The organism is Janthinobacterium salmonicoloratum, assembly GCF_051380845.1.
Lineage (GTDB): Bacteria > Pseudomonadota > Gammaproteobacteria > Burkholderiales > Burkholderiaceae_D > Janthinobacterium > Janthinobacterium lividum_F.
Map to the genome: position 1 here is coordinate 982,561 of NZ_JBNYXV010000001.1, position 22,511 is coordinate 1,005,071.

The 22,511-nt window shown below is 63.3% G+C and carries 24 protein-coding genes; 6 read left to right on the forward strand and 18 right to left on the reverse strand.

Translation table 11 applies throughout. The features are described 5' to 3' along the window. Window positions 1-162: 162 nt before the first annotated feature. The 12 genes from ACQ4WY_RS04570 to ACQ4WY_RS04625 all read right to left on the reverse strand — a co-directional run bounded on the left by ACQ4WY_RS04570 (window position 163) and on the right by ACQ4WY_RS04625 (window position 11,902). Complete coding sequence (locus tag ACQ4WY_RS04570; RefSeq protein ID WP_436503012.1) at window positions 163-1,545, reverse strand: multicopper oxidase family protein; 1,383 nt, start codon at window positions 1,543-1,545, stop codon at window positions 163-165. Between the two features lie 2 nt (window positions 1,546-1,547). Further along, entirely contained in the window at window positions 1,548-2,906 is a 1,359-nt protein-coding gene (locus ACQ4WY_RS04575; RefSeq protein ID WP_436503013.1) for a TolC family protein, read from the reverse strand. A gap of 1 nt (window position 2,907) precedes the next feature. After that, window positions 2,908-3,255, reverse strand: a complete 348-nt coding sequence (locus ACQ4WY_RS04580) for a hypothetical protein (RefSeq protein ID WP_436503014.1) — start codon at window positions 3,253-3,255, stop codon at window positions 2,908-2,910. Between the two features lie 126 nt (window positions 3,256-3,381). Further along, window positions 3,382-3,798: a hypothetical protein gene (locus tag ACQ4WY_RS04585; protein WP_436503015.1), complete on the reverse strand. Its 417-nt coding sequence runs from the start codon at window positions 3,796-3,798 to the stop codon at window positions 3,382-3,384. A 41-nt stretch (window positions 3,799-3,839) separates the two neighbouring features. Continuing rightward, the gene (locus tag ACQ4WY_RS04590; protein ID WP_436503016.1) at window positions 3,840-4,385 is read right to left on the reverse strand and encodes a hypothetical protein; all 546 of its coding nucleotides are present in this window, start codon (window positions 4,383-4,385) and stop codon (window positions 3,840-3,842) included. Further along, window positions 4,385-4,522, reverse strand: a complete 138-nt coding sequence (locus tag ACQ4WY_RS04595; RefSeq protein WP_436503017.1) for a DUF2474 domain-containing protein — start codon at window positions 4,520-4,522, stop codon at window positions 4,385-4,387. Before ACQ4WY_RS04595 ends, ACQ4WY_RS04590 begins: the two co-directional genes overlap by 1 nt. Continuing rightward, on the reverse strand, window positions 4,522-5,529 hold the full coding sequence (gene cydB, locus ACQ4WY_RS04600; RefSeq protein ID WP_436503018.1) for a cytochrome d ubiquinol oxidase subunit II: 1,008 nt from the start codon (window positions 5,527-5,529) through the stop codon (window positions 4,522-4,524). The genes ACQ4WY_RS04595 and cydB overlap by 1 nt, the downstream gene beginning before the upstream one ends. Next, complete coding sequence (locus ACQ4WY_RS04605) at window positions 5,519-6,952, reverse strand: cytochrome ubiquinol oxidase subunit I (RefSeq protein WP_436503019.1); 1,434 nt, start codon at window positions 6,950-6,952, stop codon at window positions 5,519-5,521. The genes cydB and ACQ4WY_RS04605 overlap by 11 nt, the downstream gene beginning before the upstream one ends. A 155-nt stretch (window positions 6,953-7,107) precedes the next feature. Next, window positions 7,108-8,682, reverse strand: coding sequence for a sensor domain-containing diguanylate cyclase (locus ACQ4WY_RS04610; protein WP_436503020.1), 1,575 nt, complete (start codon window positions 8,680-8,682; stop codon window positions 7,108-7,110). 152 nt (window positions 8,683-8,834) lie between these two features. After that, a complete protein-coding gene (locus ACQ4WY_RS04615) occupies window positions 8,835-9,392 on the reverse strand; it encodes an NADPH-dependent FMN reductase (RefSeq protein ID WP_436503021.1) in 558 nt (185 codons plus the stop codon). Window positions 9,393-9,480: 88 nt separating this feature from the next. Continuing rightward, the gene (gene alr, locus ACQ4WY_RS04620) at window positions 9,481-10,599 is read right to left on the reverse strand and encodes an alanine racemase (protein WP_436503022.1); all 1,119 of its coding nucleotides are present in this window, start codon (window positions 10,597-10,599) and stop codon (window positions 9,481-9,483) included. Window positions 10,600-10,612: 13 nt separating this feature from the next. After that, window positions 10,613-11,902 carry a D-amino acid dehydrogenase gene (locus ACQ4WY_RS04625; protein ID WP_426070372.1) on the reverse strand — a complete coding sequence of 430 codons (1,290 nt, stop codon included), beginning with the start codon at window positions 11,900-11,902 and terminating at the stop codon, window positions 10,613-10,615. Window positions 11,903-12,007: 105 nt separating this feature from the next. On the opposite strand from ACQ4WY_RS04625, the gene ACQ4WY_RS04630 reads away from it, so the two are divergent. From ACQ4WY_RS04630 to ACQ4WY_RS04640, 3 genes are all read left to right on the forward strand, one after another. Beyond that, entirely contained in the window at window positions 12,008-12,508 is a 501-nt protein-coding gene (locus tag ACQ4WY_RS04630) for an Lrp/AsnC ligand binding domain-containing protein (RefSeq protein WP_353656458.1), read from the forward strand. 148 nt (window positions 12,509-12,656) lie between these two features. Continuing rightward, on the forward strand, window positions 12,657-13,004 hold the full coding sequence (locus tag ACQ4WY_RS04635) for a hypothetical protein (RefSeq protein WP_436503023.1): 348 nt from the start codon (window positions 12,657-12,659) through the stop codon (window positions 13,002-13,004). 128 nt (window positions 13,005-13,132) lie between these two features. Continuing rightward, window positions 13,133-13,699 carry a carboxymuconolactone decarboxylase family protein gene (locus ACQ4WY_RS04640; protein WP_353656456.1) on the forward strand — a complete coding sequence of 189 codons (567 nt, stop codon included), beginning with the start codon at window positions 13,133-13,135 and terminating at the stop codon, window positions 13,697-13,699. Between the two features lie 48 nt (window positions 13,700-13,747). On the opposite strand, the gene ACQ4WY_RS04645 is transcribed toward ACQ4WY_RS04640, so the two are convergent. Together ACQ4WY_RS04645 and ACQ4WY_RS04650 are read right to left on the reverse strand one after the other, a co-directional pair. Continuing rightward, window positions 13,748-14,686, reverse strand: a complete 939-nt coding sequence (locus ACQ4WY_RS04645; RefSeq protein ID WP_436503024.1) for a DMT family transporter — start codon at window positions 14,684-14,686, stop codon at window positions 13,748-13,750. A gap of 58 nt (window positions 14,687-14,744) precedes the next feature. Beyond that, the gene (locus ACQ4WY_RS04650) at window positions 14,745-15,509 is read right to left on the reverse strand and encodes a helix-turn-helix domain-containing protein (RefSeq protein WP_436503025.1); all 765 of its coding nucleotides are present in this window, start codon (window positions 15,507-15,509) and stop codon (window positions 14,745-14,747) included. Window positions 15,510-15,634: 125 nt separating this feature from the next. On the opposite strand from ACQ4WY_RS04650, the gene ACQ4WY_RS04655 reads away from it, so the two are divergent. Continuing rightward, entirely contained in the window at window positions 15,635-16,495 is an 861-nt protein-coding gene (locus tag ACQ4WY_RS04655; RefSeq protein ID WP_436503026.1) for a tetratricopeptide repeat protein, read from the forward strand. On the opposite strand, the gene ACQ4WY_RS04660 is transcribed toward ACQ4WY_RS04655, so the two are convergent. Beyond that, entirely contained in the window at window positions 16,478-17,440 is a 963-nt protein-coding gene (locus tag ACQ4WY_RS04660) for a GlxA family transcriptional regulator (RefSeq protein WP_436504391.1), read from the reverse strand. The two genes, ACQ4WY_RS04655 and ACQ4WY_RS04660, sit on opposite strands and share 18 nt — an antisense overlap. A 142-nt stretch (window positions 17,441-17,582) precedes the next feature. Between ACQ4WY_RS04660 and ACQ4WY_RS04665 the strand changes: the two genes are divergently transcribed. Both ACQ4WY_RS04665 and ACQ4WY_RS04670 read left to right on the forward strand, forming a co-directional pair. After that, window positions 17,583-18,227 carry a cysteine hydrolase family protein gene (locus ACQ4WY_RS04665; RefSeq protein ID WP_436503027.1) on the forward strand — a complete coding sequence of 215 codons (645 nt, stop codon included), beginning with the start codon at window positions 17,583-17,585 and terminating at the stop codon, window positions 18,225-18,227. A 54-nt stretch (window positions 18,228-18,281) separates the two neighbouring features. Further along, entirely contained in the window at window positions 18,282-18,842 is a 561-nt protein-coding gene (locus tag ACQ4WY_RS04670) for a YdcF family protein (protein ID WP_436503028.1), read from the forward strand. 19 nt (window positions 18,843-18,861) lie between these two features. On the opposite strand, the gene glpK is transcribed toward ACQ4WY_RS04670, so the two are convergent. The 3 genes from glpK to ACQ4WY_RS04685 all read right to left on the reverse strand — a co-directional run bounded on the left by glpK (window position 18,862) and on the right by ACQ4WY_RS04685 (window position 22,503). Further along, the gene (glpK, locus tag ACQ4WY_RS04675; RefSeq protein WP_436503029.1) at window positions 18,862-20,355 is read right to left on the reverse strand and encodes a glycerol kinase GlpK; all 1,494 of its coding nucleotides are present in this window, start codon (window positions 20,353-20,355) and stop codon (window positions 18,862-18,864) included. 81 nt (window positions 20,356-20,436) lie between these two features. Then, a complete protein-coding gene (locus tag ACQ4WY_RS04680; protein WP_034779106.1) occupies window positions 20,437-22,164 on the reverse strand; it encodes an ABC transporter substrate-binding protein in 1,728 nt (575 codons plus the stop codon). A 63-nt stretch (window positions 22,165-22,227) separates the two neighbouring features. Further along, the gene (locus tag ACQ4WY_RS04685; protein ID WP_099378823.1) at window positions 22,228-22,503 is read right to left on the reverse strand and encodes a DUF2160 domain-containing protein; all 276 of its coding nucleotides are present in this window, start codon (window positions 22,501-22,503) and stop codon (window positions 22,228-22,230) included. Window positions 22,504-22,511: the final 8 nt, after the last annotated feature.

The window sequence follows — 22,511 nt, forward strand, 5'->3', positions numbered from 1 at the left end:
ATACTCGATGCAACTGGAGCGTACTGGCTTGAATATAAAGAAAAATCACGAAAAAAAATGCTCGGATTGTCACCAAACAATAATTCCTTGATATACAGCAACATGCAAAACGGCTCGCCATGCTAGGCAAGCCGTTGCGATGCTCGGCGCCAACAGGCCGTATTAATGCCCGCTGTGGCCGGCCGGCTTGCGCACCGTCATTTCCACGCTGCCTTTCGCCGCCTGCTTGTCCGCACCCTGGCCGCGCACCGGTTCCGGCAAGGCGCCCGTCCATTCATAAGCCACGCTGCCGGCCGGGTGCTTGTACCAGCCCGGATCGCGGTAGTCACCCGGCTTCTGATCCTTGCGCACCTTGACTGTCGTAAACATGCCTCCCATGCCGATGGCGCCGAAAGGGCCGTCGCCGGCCATCATGGGCAAGGTGTTGTCGGGGATCGGCATCTGCATTTCGCCCATGTCGGCCATGCCCCGTTCGCCCATCACCATGTAGCCGGGCACGAGCTGGTTGATCTTCGCCGCCACGCCCTGGTGGTCGACACCGATCATGGTGGGCACGTCATGTCCCATGGCATTCATCGTGTGGTGCGACTTGTGGCAGTGGAAAGCCCAGTCGCCCAGGTCCGTGGCCGTGAATTCCACGGCGCGCATCTGGCCCACGGCCACGTCCGTCGTCACCTCGGGCCAGCGCGACTCGGGGCGCGTCCAGCCGCCATCCGTGCCAGTCACCTCGAATTCATGGCCATGCATGTGGATCGGGTGGTTCGTCATGGTCAGATTGCCCACGCGCACGCGCACCTTGTCGCCCTGGCGCACGACCATGGGGTCGATGCCCGGGAAAACGCGGCTGTTGAAGGTGAACAGATTAAAATCCGTCATGGTCATGATCTTCGGCGTATAGCTGCCGGGATCGATGTCGTAGTTGCTCAGCAAGAAGACGAAATCGCGGTCCACCTTCATGAAGTTCGGGTCTTTCGGGTGCGTCACCCAGAACCCCATCATGCCCATGGCCATCTGCGTCATTTCATCGGCATGCGGGTGGTACATGAAGGTGCCGGGCCGCTTGGCAACAAATTCATACACGAAGGTCTTGCCGGGAGGAATACCCGGCTGGGTCAGACCCGTGACGCCATCCATGCCGTTGGGCAAGCGCTGGCCATGCCAGTGCACGCTCGTGTGTTCCGGCAATTTGTTGGTGACAAAGATGCGCACCCGGTCGCCCTCCACCACTTCGATGGTGGGGCCCGGCGACTGGCCGTTGTAGCCCCACAGGTTCGCTTGCATGCCGGGCGCCAGCTCGCGCACAACGGGTTCGGCCACCAAATGAAATTCCTTGACGTTGTTGTTCATGCGCCAGGGCAAGGACCACCCATTCAGGGTGACGACGGGATTATACGGACGCCCGTTCGGCGGCGGTGGCGGCGCCTTGGTGTCCGCGCCAGCCATCGTGACGGCTTCCGGCAACGATGCCGCACCGACTCTGCTGACGGCCGCGGCACTGAGGGCGACGGCGCCCGCATTCATGAAAAAGTTTCTACGTGTAATCATCATTATTCCTTGTTGGCAGGACCGCTGCCATTGATGGCGCCTTGCAGTTCAGTTTGCGCGATCCAGAAATCGCGCTGGGTCTCGATGGCGCTGTTGACGCTGGCGACCTGTTCGCGCGCGTCGGCCAGCAGCTCGAACACGCTGGCCAGCATGCCGTTGTAGCGTAGCAATACTTCATGCGAAATCGTCTTGCGCAGCGGCACGACTTCATCGCGGTAGTGGCGCGCCAGGTCGTAAGCCGTGCGGTAGCTGGAATACGCCTCGCGCACTTCCGAGCGGGCCCGCACCGCCGTGCCCGCTGTGCGCTGCAGCGACTGTTCGTACAAGGCTTGCGCCCTGGCATTGCGCGCCGAGCCCCAGTCGAACAGCGGTAACTCCAGCGACACCTCATAGCCGTTTTCACGCGGCGCCTCGCTGCTGCTCTTGTTGGTGTAGCCCACGTCGAGCACATTGATGAAACCCGTTACCTTAGCCAGGCCCAGCGCATCGGCCGTCGCATGCGCGTCGAGTTTCGCTCTTTGCACATCGAGGCGCTGCTCCATGGCTTGCGCCTCGATATTGCCCGGCTCTGCTGGGGTAGCAGGCAAATCGGGCAGGCGCGACGGTAAAGTAAAGGCCGTTTGCTTACCCCACAGGCCCAGCAAACGCGTCAGGTGCTCGCGCGTGGCCGTGGCCTGGTGGCGCGCGCGGGCCAGGTCGCCGACGGCGTCCGCATAAAATACTTGCTGGCGCGCCTGGTCGAGGCGGCTCCAGTTGCCCGCCTGCTGCAAGCGCGTGGCGAGCTCGGCGCCCGCCTCGGCCGACAGCAGCGCCCGCTGCATGAAAGCTTCCGTCTGCACGGCGGCCACGGCATTGAAATAGGCGCGACGCGTGTCCGACGCCAGTTGCACGGCACTGATGGCGGCCTGCAGCTTGGCCTGTTCAAAACGGCCCCGCTCGATGTTCACGCGCATCGGCATGGTCAGCAAGCCGGCCAGGTCGAAGCTGACGCCCCTGTCGATTTCATTGCCATGGCTGCCATGCGAGCGGCCGAACGACAGGCCGGGATTGCGCAAGCGCCCCGCCTGCACCAGGTCCGCCTCGGACGCGCCCAGTTCGGCCAGCGCCACTTTCATGCCGTGGTTGTTCATCAGGGCGATGCGCACGGCGCTGTCGGCGTCCAGGGGCTGGGCCAGCAGGGTAGCCAATTTTTCCTCGCCGCCCTTGTCCGCCAGCGCGTCGGGAGCGCCCGTGCGGGCGTCGGTCAGCGCGGACACCGTCTGCATGCCGCCATCGGGGCTAAAGCTGGCGCAGCCGCTGAGGAACAAGACGGCCGCCAGCGCCAGCGGCGTCAGGCAAGTTGATTTTGTGAAACGGGCCATGTCAGTGTCCTTCATGCTGGTGTTGCGGGGCGGACTGGGTGGCCGGCTTGGGACTCGGCTTATCCATGGGCATCTTGTGGCCTTCCATCTTGTGGCCCTCCATCTTCATCATGCCCATGTGGCCGCCGGCCTTGCCGACTTTCTCATTGGCGGAGCGCCAGGCCTGGTCGGGCGTGGCGTCATCTTCTGCGGCGGGACGGTAGCCGGCGAAGGCGGAGCGGTAAGTGGCGGCCGGCACGGGCGCTTGCGCCTCTTGCGGGGCGGATGGGGCTGGCGTCGATGCGGCAGGGCTGGCAGCACTGGCGGCCAGCGGCAGCACGGCCAGCGTGAGGCTGAACAGGTGTTTCATGGTATTCCTTGAAGGACAAAGTATGGCGCGGCGGGCGCGCGACTGGAACGCTGGCGCGGCCGGTACAAACTGCAAGATCAAGATGCAGGGACGTGCGACGGCGGCACCGCCAGGTTCAACGGGCGGTCAGGCGGAGCGCGTGCTTCTCGGGGGACGTTCGGGACCAGGCGGGATATGCCCGGCGAACAGGGAATCGGGCGCCAGCGCCGGAGGCGGCGCGCGCAGGGTCAAGGCGTGCAAGGCTGGCATGCCTGGGGGCGCCGTGGCGCCCACGGTGCAAGCGCCATGGTTGCTGCAATCGTGGCCATGGTGCGTGGCGCCGCCATCGTCCATGGCCATTTTCATCGGCTGGTCCGCCATCTGCATGTCGGCCATATCGTGGCACTGGGGTGCTTCCATTGCTACAGCGGTGACGGTGACCACTACCGCCAGCTCATCCACGCAGCAGCTGCGCATGGCCGACGCAAAGCCCTGCAAAGGCAGCGTGACGGCCAGCAGCCAGAGCAGTGAGCGGGCGAGAAAGCGGAAAAAGGCACGGTTCATGGCAGGACTATAAACCTTCCCACATGAGGAAGGTCAAGCCCCTATTTTCCCTCGTTGCCGTTCGTCAGCCAGATGACATACACGCCGTAGTAACCCTGCCCTTCGAAGATAGCCTGGCCATCGGCGAAAGACACTTTCTGCACTTCATTGATGGTGAAATACGCGCGGCCATCGGCCGCCTCCACATCGCCCCAGTGGCGCGCGCGTGGCGGCCGGTAGCCGCTGGCGTGCCCGATGGCGGTCATCAGGTCGCCGATCATGAAGTCCAGCAGCATCCCGGACAGCAACGGCCGGTGGCCCGCCAGCATGGCTGTGATGTCGGGATAGCCAGCCTGCTGCAAGGCGGGCAGGTCGCTTTCCTCGTACTGCAGGTCATCTTCACGGCAGGTCTGCAGAAAACTGTTGAAGGGTGCGTCGAGCAGCCCCGCCAGCGCCGTATCCGGCACGCTCAGGCGGAACGGGTGCAGCGGCAGCACGCTGCGCTGGCCATAGTTGAGTCCGCGGCAGCCGAGGAAGGCCAGCGGATGGAGCCGGCCGTCGACCTGGCAATGCACGCCGCGCACGCCAGGCAATAGTGCGTCCGGCATCAGCTGCCCATCCCCGCCGCCCGCATCAGCAGGCGCATTGCCCAGGCGGCCAAGCCCAGGGTGGCCACGCTGAGCAGCCAGATACCGGCCATCCAGGCCAGTCGTTTCCACCATGTCTGTTGTCCTTGTTGTTGCATCAGTGATACCCGTCTTCCGGCAAGACTTTGCCACGAAACACATAATATGACCACACCGTATACATGAGGATGACGGGGATGATGAACAGCGCCCCCACCAGGGTAAAGCCCTGGCTTTGCGGCGGCGATGACGCTTCCCAGATCGAGACCGACGGCGGGATGATGTTCGGCCACACGCTGATGCCCAGGCCAGTGTAGCCGAGGAAGACAAGCGCCAAGGTGCACAGGAACGGCGCCACCTGCCGCCCCTGCCGCAAGGATCGCAGCAGCAAGCAGCCTGCGCCCAGTACCAGCAGCGGCACGGGCAGAAACCAGACCAGTTGTGGTAGCGCAAACCAGCGCGCGGCGATGGCTGGATCGATCAGCGGCGTCCAGAGGCTGATGACGGCAATCACGCCCAGCAGCAGCCATACCAGCACGCGCGTGAGCCGGCAAGCGCGCGCCTGCAGGCTGCCCTGCGTCTTCATGATCAGCCAGGTGCTGCCCAGCAAGGCATATGCCGCCACCAACCCGACGCCCGTGAACAGGGAAAACGGCGTGAGCCAGTCCAGCGCGCCGCCCGCATAGCTGCGGCCCTCCACCGGCATGCCCTGGATGTAGGCGCCCAGGGTCACCCCCTGGAAAAAGGCGGCCGCCACCGAGCCACAGATAAATGCCTTGTCCCACACATGGCGCTCGTGCTCGCGCGCCTTGAAGCGGAATTCGAAGGCCACGCCGCGGAAGATCAGGCCCATCAGCATGAAACTAAGCGGCAAATAGCAGGCGCTGAGCACGACGGAATAGGCAAGCGGAAAGGCGGCCAGCATGCCGGCGCCACCCAGCACCAGCCAGGTTTCATTGCCATCCCAGACAGGCGCTACCGTGTTCATCATCACGTCGCGCTCGCTCTTGTCCTGGAAAAACGGATACAGGATGCCGATGCCCAGGTCGAAACCATCCATCACCACATACATCATGATGCTGAACAGAATAATGATGGCCCACAGTAGTGGCAGATCAATGCCCATGCGAATGTCCTCCTTGTGCTTGCTCTTCAAGATGCGCGGCCGACATGGGCCGTGCAGGCGTGCGCTCCTGGCCGGGGCCACCGTGTTCGACGCTCTCCCCTTCGTGCGGCTGCGGCCCGACCCGGATCAGGCGCAACAGGTAGCCGATGCCCGTGCCGAACACGGCAAAATAGATGACGACGAACAACACCAGGGTGATGCCCAGCTGCGTGGCGCCGTGGGCCGAGACGGCATCTTCCGTGCGCAGCAAGCCGTACACGGTCCACGGCTGGCGGCCGATCTCCGTCGTGTACCAGCCTGCCAGCATGGCCACCAGTCCGCTGGGCCCCATCCACAGCGCGCAGCGCAGGAAGAGGCGCGAGCGCCACAAGTTGCCGCGCCAGCGCAGCCAGGCGCTCCAGAGTCCCAGCGCGATCATCAGCATGCCCAGCCCCGCCATGATGCGGAAGGACCAGAACACGACGGCGGCATTGGGCCGGTCGCGCGGCGCGAATTCCTTCAAGGCGGGGATGGTGCCATTCCAGTCATGCGCCAGGATCAGGCCGCCAAGACGGGGGATTTCCACCTTGTACAAGGTTTCCTCGCGCGTCATGTCCGGCCAGCCGAACAGGATCAGCGGCGTGCCTTCCTTGCCCGTGTTTTCCCAGTGGCCTTCCATGGCGGCCAGCTTGGCCGGCTGGTGCTCCAGCGTATTCAAGCCATGCAGGTCGCCGATGACGGCCTGGATGGGCGCGACGATCAGCAGCATGGACAAGCCCATGCTCATCATCTTGCGGATGGCAGCATTGTCGTTGCCGCGCAGCAAATGCCAAGCGGCCGACGCCACTACCAGCAAGGCCGTGGCAAGGAAAGCGGCCACGCTCATGTGCAGCAGCCGGTACGGGAACGAGGGGTTGAAGATGACGGCCAGCCAATCGACAGGCACCACGCGCCCGGCTATAATTTCATGGCCTTGCGGCGTCTGCATCCAGCTGTTCGAGGCGATGATCCAGGTGGCCGAGATCAGGGTGCCCAGCGCCACCATGGCCGTGGCGAACATGTGCAGGCCGGGCCCCACGCGGTGCCAGCCGAATAGCATCACGCCGAGGAAACCCGCTTCCAGGAAGAAGGCCGTCAGCACTTCATAGGCCAGCAGCGGCCCCGTGATGCTGCCCGCGTAATCGGAAAAGAAACTCCAGTTGGTGCCGAACTGGTACGCCATGACGAGGCCGGAAACGACACCCATGCCGAAATTGACGGCGAAAATCTTTGACCAGAAGTGGTACAGGTCGCGGTACACGCCGTCCTGCGTGCGCAGCCACGCCGCCTCCAGCACCGTCAGGTAACTGGCCAGGCCGATCGTGATGGCAGGAAAAATGATGTGGAACGAGATGGTGAAGCCGAACTGGACGCGTGCCAGTTCCAATGCAGTGAGCCCTAACATGGACAGCCTTCCCGACGCCGTGCGTCTGTGTTTTACCCAGGCCTCCACTCTAGGCTTTTGCAGTAAAACATAACAGACTCAGAATCAGGAGAAAACATAGGATCAGTTTGACGTTTCCCGAATGACAAGATCAAACCGCTCCGGCGGATAATGCCTCAGGCGGGCTCGGCCAGGCCCACGCGGTTGCGGCCATTTTCCTTGGCCACATACAGAGCCGCGTCGGCAGCCAGCAACACGGCGTCCGTGCTGCGCTCCCCGTGCGAAGACGAAACCACGCCCAGCGAGACCGTGACGGCGCCCGCGCCGGGAATCACGGCGGCCGCCACCTTGGCGCGCAAGCGCTCGGCCACCTGCATGGCCACGTCCAGGTCGGCATCGGGCAGCAGCATGATGAATTCATCGCCGCCATTGCGGCACAGCACATCGGCATCGCGCGAACAGGCACGCATCAGCTGTGCCAGGCGCAGGATGACATCGTCGCCTACGGCATGGCCCCACTGGTCGTTGACTTGCTTGAAATGGTCGATGTCGATGGCGATGACGGAAAACGGCCGCGCCTGCGCCTGCCAGTCGTCCAGCGCCGCCGCCATGCCGCGGCGGTTCGACAGGCCCGTCAGCGGGTCCGTCTGCACGTCGGTCTTCAGCTTGCCGATCTTGTTCTGCAGCAACGCCAAGCCCTTCAGCAAGGCTTTCTTGATCTGCGCCGCCTCCACATACCAGGAGCGAATGGCGGCGATGTGTTCGGCCGTGCCTGGCACATCCATGCGCCGCGCACCTTCGGCCAGCTGCACCAGGGGCCGCGAAATCAGGCTGGCCAGCCACCAGATGAATGGCAGGGTCAGCAAGGCGATCGGCAGGGAATGCCAGACCGTATTGGCCATCAGCTGGTTCAGCGGGGCCAGGGTCATGGCCGTCGGGCGCTGCGCAACGATGCCCCAGCCCGTCGACGGCATGATGGCGTAGCCGGCCAGCATGTCCACGCCCAGGCTGTTGTGCATGCGCCGGTTGCCGCCGCCCTGCTGCGCGATGATGGCGTCGATGACTTCATTGCTGCCGGCCACGTCGCCCAGGCGCTCGGGATCCGGGTGGTACAGCAGGCGCCGGCTCTGGTCGACCACGTACAGGTAGGAGCCGTCGCGGTAATAATGCTGGCCCAGCATGGTGTACAGGATGTTTTTCTGTTTCAGATAAATGCTGCCGCCCACATAACCGAGGTAGCGGCCGTCCTTGCCGACGATGGGATGCGAAACGAAGACTACCAGGTTGCCGGCCGAGGACACGTACGGCTGCGTCACCAGCGGGCGCCGCTCGCGCAGCGCCTGGATGGCGCCGACCGAATCGAGCGTGCGGTTTTTCAGGGCCAGCGTTTCCGGTGACACGCCCAGTACCTTGCCCTGGGCATCGACGATGAGCACGGAATTGAAGCTGTTCGTTTGCAGGCGCAGGCGCTGCGCCTCGTCCGTCAGCCATTGCCCGTCGCCCATGCGCGATGGCAGGCTGCCGGCGCTGTAGGCGAGCTGCTGGCGCGCCGATTGCAGGAAATCCTCGGCCGTGCTGGCCAGCTTGCTCGCATACGCGTGGTTCGCTTCCAGCGTGGTATCGATCAGCAACTGGCGCTGCACGCTGTAGCTGGCATAAAACGTATTGGCCAGGGACACCAGGGCACTGGCAAAGGCCACGAGCACGATCAAACGGCGCAAATTCATGCGCAGAACAGGTTTAGTCCACATGAGGTCGGCAAGAAAGGGAATAGTCGAGGACGTATTGCGCTAAAGAAAGAGCGCATTATACCGAGAGACCCGTGCCAATATTGAAATCTTGGCATCCATGGTCAAAGAAACGCTACAAGCGGCAACGCAGGGCGCTGCCGCCTTGACCTGCATCAAGCGTGGATGGCGTGCTTGCGTACCCAGTCCGCGTAGCGCTGCATCCAGCCCTGGAAGAAACCGAGGCTGGCCGGGCCGATACCGCCATGCTCGTCAAACAGGCCTTCCTTGGCCTGGATAAACATTTCGGGCTGGCCCAGCAGCGGCACATCCAGGTAAGCCAGCACATTGCGCAAATGCTGCTGCGCCAGGGCCGTACCGGTGGCGCCCACGGAAACGCCCAGCACGGCGCCCGGCTTGCCGCCCCACACGCTCTGGCCGTAAGGGCGCGAGCCGTGGTCGAGGGCGTTTTTCAGCACGCCGGGGATCGAACGGTTGTATTCGGGGGTAAGGAAGAGCAAGGCTTGCGAAGCGGAAATATCCGACTTCAGGCGCAGCACTTGCTCGGCTTGCGCACCGTCGTCATCCTGGTTGTACAGCGGCAAGTCGCCGATGTCGATGTGCTTGAAGGAAAACTCGGGCGGCGCCAGCTTGATGATGGCGTCGGCCAGCTTGCGGTTGAAGGAATCCTTGCGCAGGCTGCCGACGATGATTGCGACTTGATATTGGCTCATGAAAGTCCCCGATAACGGTTAAAAGAAAGCCCTGGAGTGAAGCTCACACCAGGGCTATCTTGCCACACAATCATGGGTTTGGCGCTGCCTAGCGTGCGGCGCCGGCCAATCCCTGGTACTCGCGGTAGTAGCGCCCGCCCAGGTTGGTCAGCACCTCATAGCCGATGGTATTGGCCATGGCCGCCACGGCATCGACCGGATGTTCGGCGCAAATCAGGTCGACCAGGCTGCCCGGCACGACACGCTCTTCGGCGATGGCGCTCACGTCGAGCGTGATGGAATCCATCGAAATGGCGCCGATCTGCGGCACTTTCACGCCGTCGACGATGGCCAGGCCCTGGTTGCTCATGCTGCGCAGCCAGCCATCGGCGTAGCCGACGGACACTGTCGCCACCTGGCGCGGCTCGCTGGCCGTGTAGCGGCGGCTGTAGCCCACGTGGTCGCCGGCGGCAATCGTGCGCGTCTGCATGACCTTGCCTTGCAGGCGCACCACGGAGCGCAGGGGATTGGGTTCGCCGCCCTGTGGCCCGATGCCATACAGGGCCGCACCGGGGCGCACCAGGTCAAAGTGAAAATCGCGCGACAAAAAGATGCCCGAGGAATTGGCCAGGCTGGCGCGGTATTGCGGCAAACGGGCGCGGATGGCGATGAAACGGGCCAGCTGCTCGCCATTCATGGGGTTGCTCCGCTCGTCGGCGCACGCCAGGTGACTCATGATATAGCGCACCTTGATGCCGTCGAGAAAGTGCGGGTCGAGCAGCCAGCCGTCGATTTCCTGCGGCGACAGGCCCATGCGCGACATGCCCGTGTCGACCTGTACGATGGCGTCCAGGGTTTTCCCCAATGCCTTGGCGTGCGCGCGCCAGCCGGCCACCTGCGGCTCGCTGTTGAGCACTGGTGTCAAGCCATGGGCCGTGAATTCGCCTTCCGTGCCGACGGGCGGGCCGTGCAGCACGAAGATGTCCGCGTCGGAAGCCACGTGCGGGCGCAGGCTGATGCCCTCTTCCAGATGTGCCACGAAGAAATGGCGGCAACCTTCTTCATACAGGGCCGCGCCCACTTGCGCGGCGCCAAGGCCATACGCGTCGGACTTCACCACGGCCGAGCAGGCGGCCGGGTGCGCCTTGTCGCGCAGCAAGCGGTAGTTGGCGCGCACGGCGTCCAGGTCTACCGTCAGGATGGCGCCGCTACGTTCCTTTGGAGGCATGCTTCCCGCCATCTCAGGCTCCCGCGTATTGCAACTTGCCGCCGCGCTGTGCGCCGCTGTAGCGGCTGACAGACAGGTCGTCAGCCAGAATCGCCGGCTGTTTCGACGACATCAGGTCAGCCAGCAATTGCGCCGAACCGCAGGACATGGTCCAGCCCAGCGTGCCGTGGCCCGTATTGAGGAACAGGTTGCGCAGCGGCGTGCGGCCGACGATCGGCGTGCCGTCCGGCGTCATCGGGCGTAAACCCGTCCAGAACGTGGCTTCCGCCGTGTTGCCGCCGCCGGGAAACAGGTCGTTGACGACCATTTCCAGGGTTTCGCGGCGTCGCGGGTTCAGGTTCAGGTTATAGCCGGCGATTTCCGCCATGCCGCCCACGCGGATGCGGTCATCGAAACGGGTCACGGCAATTTTATAGGTTTCATCGAGGATGGTCGACACAGGCGCCTTGGCTGCGTTGACGATAGGCACGGTGATCGAATAGCCCTTCAGCGGATACACGGGAATGTCGAGCAGCGGCTTCATGAAGCCCGTCGAGTAGGAACCGAGCGCCACCACATAGGAATCAGCCTTGACGATTTCCGCGCCACATTGCACGCCAGCGATTTCATCGCCCTGCGTCAGCAGCGCGTCGATGGACACGCCATAGCGGAACTTCACGCCCAGCGCCACGGCCATCTCGGACAGACGCGTGGTAAACAGCTGGCAATCGCCCGTTTCATCGTTGGGCAGGCGCAAGCCGCCAAACAGCTTGTCCTTGACACCTTCCAGGGCAGGTTCGGCGCGCGACAGCTCGTTACGCTGCAGCACTTCATATGGCACGCCCGCGTCTTTCAACACTTCGATATCTTTCGCGGCGTCGTTGTATTGCTTTTCGGTACGGAACAATTGCATCGTGCCTTGCTGGCGGCCTTCATAGGTGATGCCCGCCTCGGCGCGCAAGACCTTGAAGCAGTCGCGGCTGTATTCGGCCAGGCGCACCATGCGCTCCTTGTTCACGGCATACGCTTCCGGTGTGCAATTACGCAACATCTGCCACATCCATTTGAGCTGGGCGGCGCTGCCGTCGAGCGAGATGGCCAGTGGCGCGTGGCGCTGCATCATCCACTTCACGGCTTTCAGGGGAATGCCGGGCGCAGCCCAAGGCGAGGCGTAGCCGGGCGAGATTTGCCCCGCATTCGCGAAACTGGTTTCCAGTGCAGGGCCCGGCTGGCGGTCAATGACGGTCACCTCATGTCCTGCCTTGGCCAGATAGTAAGCACTGGTGACGCCGATGACGCCGCTACCCAGAATCACGATACGCATAGTTTCCTCATTATATTTTTTAGGCTAACGCCAGATTAACCGCTATCATATTGGGAAAGAGCCAGTATTTGTTCACGTATAAATTGAGATATTCAGCAATAAATCATGAGAATCCTTAAAGAATCGGCACGTGGCCTCGACAAGCTGGATCGCCACATTCTGCGCATCCTGCAACAGGATGGCCGCATCTCGATGAAAGACCTCGGTGAACAGGTGGGACTGTCCATTACGCCCTGCATCGAGCGGGTCAAGCGCATGGAGCGCGACGGCGTCATCACGGGCTACCATGCCAAGGTGAACCCGGCCGCGCTGGGCGCCAAGCTGCTCGTTTTCGTAGAGATTACGCTCAATCAAAAATCCGCGTCCGCCTTCGAGCAATTCCGCCGCGAAGTGCTGCAAATTCCCGAAGTGCAGGAATGCCACCTGGTGTCCGGCGACTTCGATTACCTGATCAAGGCGCGCATCCATGAAATGGCCGAGTACCGCAAGCTGCTGGGCGACATGCTGCTGCAGCTGCCCGGCGCCGCGCAATCAAAAAGCTATGTGGTGATGGAAGAAATCAAGGAAACCCTGGCATTGTCGACCGAGGTATTACAAAGCCGGTGAAAGTACCGCCTGCCGGTACCGTCGGCATCGCTTTGTGCGACTTTGTATAATCTTGTAGCACATTCGTGGCGACACAAGCACACTCCCCTCCTGACATCACGCCCGTCCCCTCTGAGATTGGAAGCAGTGATGCACACTGGGAGTCCATATGAACACATTGATAAAACTGGCAGCTTCCTGCCTCGCGGGCCTGGCCGTGGCCATGTGCACCGCCAGTGAATACAAAGTCAATCGCGCGCCGGACAATGGCGCCATCTATCAAAACATCAAGGTCGGCAAGACCACCCGCCTCGACCTCGACGCGGCTCTGGGCAACGCCACCGTGGTCAGCTTCGATCCCGGCTATGAAGTCTGGGTCTACAAGAACCAGCTGCAAACGCCCAAAGTGACACGGCTGATCCCCCTGCTGGGCGAAAAAGGCACGCGCGAAGTGGCCGTCATGTTCGACCAGGCGGGCATCGTCAGGAAATTCCGGATACACGAGCCGCGCAAGTAGGCGCAAATCGGCGCAAGCCTCCAGCGCCCGACGAGGCGTGCGACAGCGAACGGGCGCCTGCCGTCAGGCGGCTATACTAGCTGCTGGCTCCGGCCGCCCACCGCTCACTCACCCAGCAAGGAGTTTCCATGCGCCTGCCCCTGATCGCCCCGCAAGACCTGACGCCCGAACAGAAGCCGCTGTATGACGACATGCGCAAAGGCATCACCAGCAATTTTAACGATTTCATCGCCGTGCGCGAAGACGGCGCCCTGATGGGGCCATGGAATCCGTGGCTGCACGAACCGGCCATCGGCAAGGCCATCTGGGACCTGACCCTGGCCATGACAGCCAACGCCACGTTGCCCGACAACGTGCGCCAGATTGCCATCCTGGTGGTCGGCGCGCGCTACAACGCCGCCTATGAAATCTACGCCCACATCGCCGTCGCGGAGCGCGAAGGCATGTCGGCCGAGCGCCTGGCCACGCTGGTGGCCGACGTCAAGCCGGGCGACCTGGACAAGCATGAAAGCGTGGCCTACGACCTCGCCTACGCGCTCAGCCGCGCGGGCACGCTGCCGGAGCCGGTATACCGGCTGGCGCTGGCCACCTTTGGCCAGCACGGCACCAACGAACTCATTTACCTGGTGGGCCTGTACGCGCTGGTCTCGACCACGCTGAACGGCTTCAACGTGCCGGTGCCCGAACGGGACTGAAGGCCCCTGCCCCTCATCGCGCCTTGCCCTTACCATGCGTGATGCCGATCAGGCAGCTGCCGTACCGGCTGCCCGCTGCGGCCGGTGCACCGCGGCGCAAGCCGCCACGCCTGCCAGCAACAGCATGGTGGCCGCTGCCTCGGCCAGCGTGGGCCAGCGCTGCTCCCACAAGTAGCCGTACAGCAAGGCAAACAGGAATTCAAAGACGATCATCTGCCCCATCAGGGTCAGCGGCAAGACGCGGCTGGCATAATTCCACAAGCCATTGCCGACGACAGAACACAGCAGCGCGACGCCCGTGACGACGGCGGCAAATTGCTGCCAGGCCGTGCCGCCATGCGCGGCTGGTGCGGCAAGCGCGACGGGAATGGCCAGCAGCAGCGCGGCACCGCCCGTGACCACGCCCGTCAGCAAATTCCACTCCTGCGCCGAGACCGAGCGCAGCCGCCCCAGCCAGCGGCTATTGCCAACCGCATACACCGTCCACGACAGCAGCGCCGCCAGCGCACACAGCAAACCCAGTAGCGATGCATGGCGGGGACTGGCCAGCGACTGCCAGCTGATGCAAGCCAGCCCGCCCGCGCTCAGCAGCAACGAAGGGACCAGGCGCCGCAGCGGCACGGCGTGCCGGTCGCGGCTGCCCACGAGTGTGACGACCAGCGGCAGCAAGCCGATCACCATCGACGTCATGGCCACGCCACCCGTCTGCACGGCGCTGGCCAGCAGCACGTAATAGATAATATTGCCTGTCAGGCTGAGCCAGATCAGCCCGCGCCATTCGCGCCAGGTCAAGCTGCGCAGCAGGCGCCGCCACGATGGCGCGACCAGCACGGCCGCGATCAGGCCATACGCCAGGTAGCGGCCCACGGACAGTTCCAGCGGCTGGAATGCGGGGATCAGCGCCGGCGCCAGGAACACCAGCCCCCATAGCGCACCCGCGCCTATGCCGGCCAGCATGCCCAGCCGGTTCTTGTTCTCTTGATGCATGGTCAATCTCCTGAAAAGGAGATTGTGGCAAGTCTGCCGCGTCTGTTCTTGGCGCCAGCTACTGCCTTATTGACCGTTTCTCGCGACATGCGCGCCGGTAGGCGGCAGGCGTGACATCCATGCTGTCGCGCATGGCGCGCGTCAGTGCGCTCTGCTCGGAAAAGCCGGCCGCCAGCGCAATCTCGGCGAGGCTGGCGTCGCTGGCGGCAAGCAAGTCGCAAGCCCGCGCCAAGCGTTGCTGCAGCAGCCAGGCATGCGGACTGTTACCCTGTTCTTCGCGGAACAGGGCATGCAGGCGGCTGACGCTCAGACTGGCAAAGCGCGCCATCAACGCCGTCGACCATGGCAAGCCCGGCTCGGCTTGCACGCGGGCAATCAGCGCGCCCAGGCGCGAACGGGGTTGCGGCTCTCCCAGCAGCAAGGTATCGAGCAATAGCGGCGTCCAGCCTGTGACGATGGCCGGTGTCAGCGCCTGCTGCTGCGCCATGACGCCCAGGTATTCAATCAGCTTGCGGGCGCCCGGCCCGATCGCCGTATAAGGACGCTCCAGCAGGCGCTGCCAGCAGCCCGTGGCCACGGCGGCCGCCTGCACATCGAGGATGATGGAATGGTTGGCCACCTTGCTATGCTGGGCATGCCAAGTGTGCGCCGGGATCACCACGCCCAGCTGCGTATCGACTTTCCCCTCCCTGCCGTCGATTTCCAGCAACAGCTGGCCATGCACGGGCAGCACCAGTTGCACGAAATCATGCCGGTTCGGCGCGCCGATTTCCGCATAGCTGCGAAAGCTGAGGTCAATGGCAGAGTGCGGTGTGCTGGACATGGCGAGGCCGCCTGGGCAAAGAATCCCCTATTTTATCAGTTCAGCCATCCGTCGCAGGTGCTGCAATACGCGCGCCTGGCGCTGCCCTCTTGCCCTACACTGGCGTTTTATCCTTCCCTACCTCCATGCAACTACCCGCACACTTCGCCCACATCTCGGCGGAACAAGACTGGCAACACACGACAGCGTATCCACCGCTCGGCTTCACTCCCTTTTCCGAAGGCGCGCTGGGTAATGGCGACACTTTCGGCCTGTACTGGCCCATCGGCCGCGAAGCATCCGAACCGATCGTCGTCGAGACATGGCATGACGAGTGGCGCATCCAGCCGCACTTTTCCAGTCTGGCGGCGTTTCTGCAAGCCCATGCAGCCGCGGAGGACGAGTATGTCGGCACGCCATCGCTGGCCAACGACCCTGCTTCGCCACGCGCCGCTTTCCTGGAGGCCAAGGAACAGATCGCGCAGCGCAATCCGGCCGCGGCCATCGCGCTACTGGAAGCGGCGCTGGCCATCGTTCCCGAATATACGGACGCCCTGGTGCTGCTGCATGGCCAGTATGTGCGCACGGGAAGAATCGATGCAGCCGTCAAGGTGGCCATCCAGGCGATCATATCGCCACCGTCCTTTGGCGGGCCGCCGCTGAAAGCCTTGCAATGGCTGCGCACGCAACCGGTGCCGGAGGGGGAACTTGACCCCATCTGGCGCGCCTGCGGGCAGCTGTCGTTCAACTTTGGCGGCAGCAAGGAAAATGCCGATTATCCCGTGCTGCTGGCCGCCATAACCACCTATGTGGAGCAAGGCAACCATGTTTCCGCCTCGACCCTGATGCAGACGTATGTTGAACTGATGAGCGCGGAAACCGTCTCGTTCCAGGAACGCTACGCCTTCGAGCCGGCCGCCTTCCTTGCACGGCAAATCGCCGTCAGCGCGAGGCTGCCCCAGGGCAGCCGGGACCCGGCGACGCTATGGTCAAGCGACTTGGCCTAGCTGCTGGCGGAACAGCTTGCGGTACGCCGAGGGAGACGTCTGCAAGTTCGCCCGGAAATGCTGGCGCAGCGACAGGGCCGTGCCGAAGCCGGCCTCTTGCGCCACGACGTCGATCGACGCCGCGCTTTTTTCCAGCAAGCCTTGCGCATGCGCCAGGCGCTGGTTCAGCAACCACTGCTTGAACGACGTGCCCATGGCCTGGCGGAAGTGGCGCGTAAAATTGCGCCGGCTCATGGCGGCCTGTTCGGCCAGCGCGTCGATGCTGTGCGCCTGGTCCAGCTTGGCCGTCACGCCAGCCAGCACTTCGGCAAAGCGCCCTTCGCTGCCGGACACGGGCAGCGGGCGCTCGATGAATTGCGCCTGCCCGCCCTGCCGGTGCGGCGCCACCAGCAGCCGGCGCGCCACCCGGTTGGCCACCTCGGCGCCCGCCAACTGGCGCAGCAAGTACAGGCAACAATCGAGGCCGGCCGCCACGCCGGCCGAGGTGAGTACTGCGCCATCATCCACGTACAACACTTCCCGGTCCACCCTGACCTTGGGATAGCGGGCCGCCAGCCGATCCGCCATGCCCCAGTGCGTGGCAGCGCTCTTGCCATCCAACAAGCCCGCCTGCGCCAGGGGAAACGCGCCCAGGCACAGACCCACCATGCGCGCACCGCGCCGGCTGGCCGCCTGCAACGCCGCGACCAGGGGCTGCGCCGCATCGCGGCAATCGTCGTGCCAGGCCGGCATGATGACGATATCGGCCCCCTCCAGCCCTTCCAGGCCAAACTCGGGGGTGATACCGAAGCCGGCCGCCGTGCGCAGGGGCACGGGATCGGCGGCACACACGCGCACGTGGAAAGGCGGTAAATCGGCCTCGTCCGTCTGGGCGCCAAACACGAGGCAAGGCACGGACAAGTGAAATGGCGTCATGCCGTCAAAGGCGATCACGGCCACGCTCAAGGGAGAGGACGATGCAGGAATAGTAGGCATGGCCCGATTTTATCGCAGATAGGCCTTCGGGCCACTTTTTGTTTGCGCCGCGCGGGCCGAAAATGACTGCATCGAGGAAGTCCTTCCTCTTTCAACCGTTCCAGGAGAACCCATGTCCACCCTAGCTTCCACCACCCTGCGCCGCGCCCTGCTCGTCATCGATGTGCAAAACGAATACTTCACGGGCGACATGCCCATCGAATATCCGTCCGTCGACATCTCGCTGCCGAATATCGTCACCGCCATGGCTGCCGCCCGCGCCGCCGGCGTGCCCGTCATCGTTGTCCAGCACGATGCGCCGGAAGCCTCCCCCATCTTTGCAAAAGGCAGCGACGGCTGGCAGCTGCATCCGCAAGTGGCCGCTTTCGCCGCCGACCACCGCATCAACAAGACCATGGGCAGCGCCTTTGCGGGCACGGACTTGCGCGCCTGGCTGGACAGCCATGGCATCGATACCTTGAGCGTGATCGGCTACATGACGCACAACTGCGACGCTGCCACCATCTACCACGCCGCGCACGACGGCTTGCAGGTCGAGTTCCTGCAGGACGCCACCGGCACCCTGCCCTACGCGAATGCGGGCGGCACGGCCAGCGCCGAGGAAATCCACCGCGTCTTCAGCACCGTGTTTCACTCGAATTTCGCCGCCGTCGCCAGCACGCAGGCCTGGCTCGATGCCGTGCGCGAAGGCAAGCCGCTGGAAAAGGATAATATTTATCTGTCGAACCAGCGTGCGCGCAAGGCGCAGGCGAACTGACGCCGGCAGGAATGGACGGGTATTATGCGTCCATTCCTGACTTGATGATAAAACATGCGAAAAATAACTGTGCTGGGTTTAAGCGCTGCCGGTATGTTCCTGCTGTCCACCGCCGCCCTGGTGCTGGCGGGACTGCACGACAAGCTGGCCCCGGCCGACGTGATCGTCGTGCCCGGCAACACGATCCTGCCCGATGGTACGCCCAGCCCCCGCCTGCAGGCGCGGCTCGACGTGGCGCTCAAGCAGTTCCAGGAACACAGGGCGCCGCGCATCCTCGTCAGCGGGGCGACGGGCAAGGAAGGTTTTGACGAAGCCGCATCGATGGCCCGCTACCTGCAATCGCGCGGCGTACCGGCCAGCGCCATCGTTGAGGATAATCAAGGATGGACCACGGATGACACGGCCCGCAACGCGGCGACCCTGATGCACCAGCATGGCTGGCGCACGGCCATGGTTGCCACGCAATATTTTCACGTGCCCCGCTTCCGGCTGGCGCTGGCGCGGGCAGGCATCGCCGTCAGCGGCAACGTGCACGCGCCCTATTTTGAACTGCGCGACCTGTATTCCGTGCCGCGCGAAACGGTGGGCTACGCCGTGTATTACGCGCGGCCCTGATCCCGGATTATTCCCAGGCTCACTCGCTCCAGTCGCGCGAGCGCTCCACTGCCCGCTGCCATTTATGCAGCCGCGTCAGACGCTCATCGGCCGCCATGGCCGGCTCGAAACGGCGTCCCACCTGCCACTGGGCGGCGATTTCTTCCTGCGATTCCCAGAAGCCCACGGCCAGGCCCGCCAGATAGGCGGCGCCCAGGGCTGTCGTTTCCGTCACCACGGGGCGCACCACGGGGACATTTAATATATCGGCCTGGAACTGCATCAGCATGTCATTGCGGGCCGCGCCGCCGTCGACGCGCAATTCGGATAGCGCGATGCCCGCGTCATCCTGCATGGCGGACAAGACGTCCACGTTCTGGTAGGCCACTCCCTCCAATGCTGCGCGCGCGATATGCGCCTTGCCCGTGCCGCGCGTGATGCCGATCAGGGTGCCGCGCGCATACGGGTCCCAATACGGCGCACCGAGGCCCGCGAACGCGGGCACGAAGACCAGGCCGCCCGAATCGGGCACGCTGGTGGCCAGCGCTTCCACTTCGGACGAGTCGCGGATGATGCCGATGCCATCGCGCATCCATTGCACGGCTGCGCCCGCGATAAAGGCGCTGCCTTCGAGCAAATAATCAGTTTTATCCGATCCTGGTCCCAGGCTCCAGCCCACCGTCGTCAAGAGCCGGTTTTTCGATGGCAAGGGGCGCTTGCCCACATTCATCAGCATGAAGCAGCCCGTGCCGTAGGTATTCTTCGCCATGCCCGGTTTCAAACACGCCTGGCCGAAGGTGGCGGCCTGCTGGTCGCCCGCGATACCGGCGATCGGCACGGAGACGCCCAGCAAGTCGGTATAGGTGTGCGCCGCCACGCCGCTCGAGGGCACGACGTCGGGCAGCAGAGAAGCGGGAATGTCCAGCAGCGCCAGCAAGTCCGTGTCCCATTGCAAGGTATGAATATTGAACAGCATGGTGCGCGCCGCATTGCTCGTGTCCGTCAAGTGGGCGCCGCTCATCTTGTAGATCAGCCAGCTGTCGACCGTGCCGAAGGCCAGCTCGCCCCGTTCGGCGCGCGCGCGGGCGCCGGGAACGTTGTCGAGCAGCCATTTGAGCTTGGTGGCGGAAAAATAGGCATCCAGCACGAGACCCGTTTTTTGCTGGATCAAGTCCGCCTTGCCCTGCTCGACCAGTTGCTCGCAGTAAGCCGCATTTCTGCGGTCTTGCCAGACGATGGCGTTGGCCACGGGCTCGCCCGTGGCGCGGTCCCACAGCACCGTCGTTTCGCGCTGGTTGGTGACGCCGATGGCGGCCACGTCGAGCGCCGCCACGCCGCTGTCGCGCAGCACCTGCTGCAGCACGCCCTCTTGCGACGCCCAGATTTCGCCCGCGTCATGCTCGACCCAGCCCGGTTGGGGGAAAATCTGGCGAAATTCGCGCTGCGCGCTGGCGTGCGGCCGGCCCGCGTGGTCGAACAGGATGGCGCGCGAACTGGTGGTGCCCTGATCTAAAGCAAGTATGTATTTGGTCATGGTCGCTACGACGTCTTTACAGTGAAAGGGGCACAGGCAAACGCCCGTGCCCCGGAACAACGGCGGCAGGAGTTTACACGACTACCTTACCTTGCCTTCTTTCCAAGCCTGCAATAATTTATCGTAGGCAATCGTTTCACCCTTCGGCTTTTCATTCGCCAGCTTTTTCCATGGGGCGTGCTGATCCGACAAGTACTGGTTCGGATCGACCTTCGGATTGAGCTTGGGCGCGCACGCCTTCATGCCGGCCCGCTGCAGCCGCGCCATGACCTGGTCCATTTCCTCGGCCAGATTATCCATGGCGGCCTGTGGCGTTTTTTCCGCCGTGATGGCCGTGGCCACGTTCTTCCACCACAGTTGCGCCAGCTTCGGATAGTCGGGCACATTGTTGCCCGTCGGTGTCCACGCCACGCGGGCGGGGCTGCGGTAGAACTCGATCAAGCCGCCATACTCGTTCGCGTGTTTCGTAAAATAATCGTGGCGGATGTCGGAATCGCGGATGAAGGTCAGGCCGACAATCGATTTCTTCAGCGACACGGTTTTCGACGTGACGAATTGCGCGTACAGCCACGCGGCGGCCTTGCGGTCGTCCGGCGTGGACTTGAACAGGAACCAGGAACCGACGTCCTGGTAGCCGTTCTGCATGCCCTCTTTCCAGTACGGGCCGTGCGGCGATGGCGCCATGCGCCATTTCGGCGTGCCGTCCTTGTTGACCACAGGCAATCCCGGTTTCGTCATGCCGGCCGTAAACGCCGTGTACCAGAAGATTTGCTGGGCGATTTCACCCTGCGCCGGCACGGGGCCCGATTCCGAGAAATTCATGCCGTTCGCTTGCGGCGGCGCATATTTCTTCATCCAGTCGATATATTTCGTCAGCGCAAAGACGGCCGCCGGTGAATTGGTGGCGCCGCCGCGCGACATCGAGGCGCCCACGGGCGTGCACTTGTCGGCCGCCACCTTGATGCCCCACTCATCGACGGGCATGCCGTTCGGAATGCCCTTGTCGGCCGCGCCAGCCATCGACAGCCACGCATCGGTAAAGCGCCAGCCCAGGGACGGATCTTTCTTGCCATAATCCATGTGACCATAGACTTTCTTGCCATCCAGTTCCTTCACGTCATTCGTGAAGAAATCGGCGATGTCTTCATACGCGGACCAGTTCTGCGGCACGCCCAGCTCGTAACCATACTTGGCCTTGAACTTGGCTTGCAAATCCTTGCGCGCAAACCAGTCGGCACGGAACCAGTACAGGTTGGCAAACTGCTGGTCGGGCAGCTGGTACACCTTGCCGTCCGGCGCCGTGGTAAAGCTGATGCCGATGAAATCTTTCAGGTCCAGGCCGGGATTCGTGAATTCCTTGCCCTTGGCAGCCATGTAGTCGGACAGCGGTTCCACGGCGCCATAGCGGTAGTGCGTGCCGATCAGGTCGGAATCGGAAATCCAGCCATCATAGATGCTCTTGCCGGACTGCATGGAGGTCTGCAGCTTTTCCACCACGTCGCCTTCCTGGATGATGTCGTGGCGCACCTTGATGCCCGTGATTTCCTCGAAGGCCTTGGCCAGGGTCTTCGATTCATAGACGTGGGTGTCGATGGTTTCCGAGACCACGGAAATTTCCTTGATGCCCTTGGCTTTCAGCTTGGCCGCCGCATCGATGAACCATTTCATTTCAGCAAGCTGTTGCTGCTTGCTCAGGCTGGATGGCTGGAATTCCTTGTCGATCCAGGTTTGCGCCTGCTTGGCGTCCGCCAGGGCCGCATTCGACACGAGCATGGCCGCAGCCGCGAAGACCGTGAACTTCAATTTCATCGTGAATCTCCTTTTTAGTTGTCATCCGGCCTGCGGTAGCGGGCCAGTGTTTTCATCTACGACTTATCCCCAACGCATTACCACCAACAACACTACAAAACTGATGCCGGCCCCGATGGCCTGCTGCATTTCCGTGAACCCCGCCCACGCCAGATTGACATAGGCCGCCGTGAGCAAGCCGATGAACAGACGGTCGCCGCGCGTGGTCGGCATGGGCAAGAAGCCCTTGCGTTCTATGCTGGGCGAACGGATTTGCCACACCGTCATGCCTGCCAGCATCAAGCCTATGCAAATGAAGAAGATGGCCACTTCCGGCGTCCAGGCCATCCAGCCGAACAGGCTGGCAG

What these genes read in the sequence shown, in the direction of transcription:
- ACQ4WY_RS04570 (WP_436503012.1), bottom strand. Translation starts at nt 1,545, where the DNA reads ATGATTACACGTAGAAACTTTTTCATGAATGCGGGCGCCGTCGCCCTC.
- ACQ4WY_RS04575 (WP_436503013.1), bottom strand. Translation starts at nt 2,906, where the DNA reads ATGGCCCGTTTCACAAAATCAACTTGCCTGACGCCGCTGGCGCTGGCG.
- ACQ4WY_RS04580 (WP_436503014.1), bottom strand. Translation starts at nt 3,255, where the DNA reads ATGAAACACCTGTTCAGCCTCACGCTGGCCGTGCTGCCGCTGGCCGCC.
- ACQ4WY_RS04585 (WP_436503015.1), bottom strand. Translation starts at nt 3,798, where the DNA reads ATGAACCGTGCCTTTTTCCGCTTTCTCGCCCGCTCACTGCTCTGGCTG.
- ACQ4WY_RS04590 (WP_436503016.1), bottom strand. Translation starts at nt 4,385, where the DNA reads ATGCCGGACGCACTATTGCCTGGCGTGCGCGGCGTGCATTGCCAGGTC.
- ACQ4WY_RS04595 (WP_436503017.1), bottom strand. Translation starts at nt 4,522, where the DNA reads ATGCAACAACAAGGACAACAGACATGGTGGAAACGACTGGCCTGGATG.
- cydB (WP_436503018.1), bottom strand. Translation starts at nt 5,529, where the DNA reads ATGGGCATTGATCTGCCACTACTGTGGGCCATCATTATTCTGTTCAGC.
- ACQ4WY_RS04605 (WP_436503019.1), bottom strand. Translation starts at nt 6,952, where the DNA reads ATGTTAGGGCTCACTGCATTGGAACTGGCACGCGTCCAGTTCGGCTTC.
- ACQ4WY_RS04610 (WP_436503020.1), bottom strand. Translation starts at nt 8,682, where the DNA reads ATGTGGACTAAACCTGTTCTGCGCATGAATTTGCGCCGTTTGATCGTG.
- ACQ4WY_RS04615 (WP_436503021.1), bottom strand. Translation starts at nt 9,392, where the DNA reads ATGAGCCAATATCAAGTCGCAATCATCGTCGGCAGCCTGCGCAAGGAT.
- alr (WP_436503022.1), bottom strand. Translation starts at nt 10,599, where the DNA reads ATGCCTCCAAAGGAACGTAGCGGCGCCATCCTGACGGTAGACCTGGAC.
- ACQ4WY_RS04625 (WP_426070372.1), bottom strand. Translation starts at nt 11,902, where the DNA reads ATGCGTATCGTGATTCTGGGTAGCGGCGTCATCGGCGTCACCAGTGCT.
- ACQ4WY_RS04630 (WP_353656458.1), top strand. Translation starts at nt 12,008, where the DNA reads ATGAGAATCCTTAAAGAATCGGCACGTGGCCTCGACAAGCTGGATCGC.
- ACQ4WY_RS04635 (WP_436503023.1), top strand. Translation starts at nt 12,657, where the DNA reads ATGAACACATTGATAAAACTGGCAGCTTCCTGCCTCGCGGGCCTGGCC.
- ACQ4WY_RS04640 (WP_353656456.1), top strand. Translation starts at nt 13,133, where the DNA reads ATGCGCCTGCCCCTGATCGCCCCGCAAGACCTGACGCCCGAACAGAAG.
- ACQ4WY_RS04645 (WP_436503024.1), bottom strand. Translation starts at nt 14,686, where the DNA reads ATGCATCAAGAGAACAAGAACCGGCTGGGCATGCTGGCCGGCATAGGC.
- ACQ4WY_RS04650 (WP_436503025.1), bottom strand. Translation starts at nt 15,509, where the DNA reads ATGTCCAGCACACCGCACTCTGCCATTGACCTCAGCTTTCGCAGCTAT.
- ACQ4WY_RS04655 (WP_436503026.1), top strand. Translation starts at nt 15,635, where the DNA reads ATGCAACTACCCGCACACTTCGCCCACATCTCGGCGGAACAAGACTGG.
- ACQ4WY_RS04665 (WP_436503027.1), top strand. Translation starts at nt 17,583, where the DNA reads ATGTCCACCCTAGCTTCCACCACCCTGCGCCGCGCCCTGCTCGTCATC.
- ACQ4WY_RS04670 (WP_436503028.1), top strand. Translation starts at nt 18,282, where the DNA reads ATGCGAAAAATAACTGTGCTGGGTTTAAGCGCTGCCGGTATGTTCCTG.
- glpK (WP_436503029.1), bottom strand. Translation starts at nt 20,355, where the DNA reads ATGACCAAATACATACTTGCTTTAGATCAGGGCACCACCAGTTCGCGC.
- ACQ4WY_RS04680 (WP_034779106.1), bottom strand. Translation starts at nt 22,164, where the DNA reads ATGAAATTGAAGTTCACGGTCTTCGCGGCTGCGGCCATGCTCGTGTCG.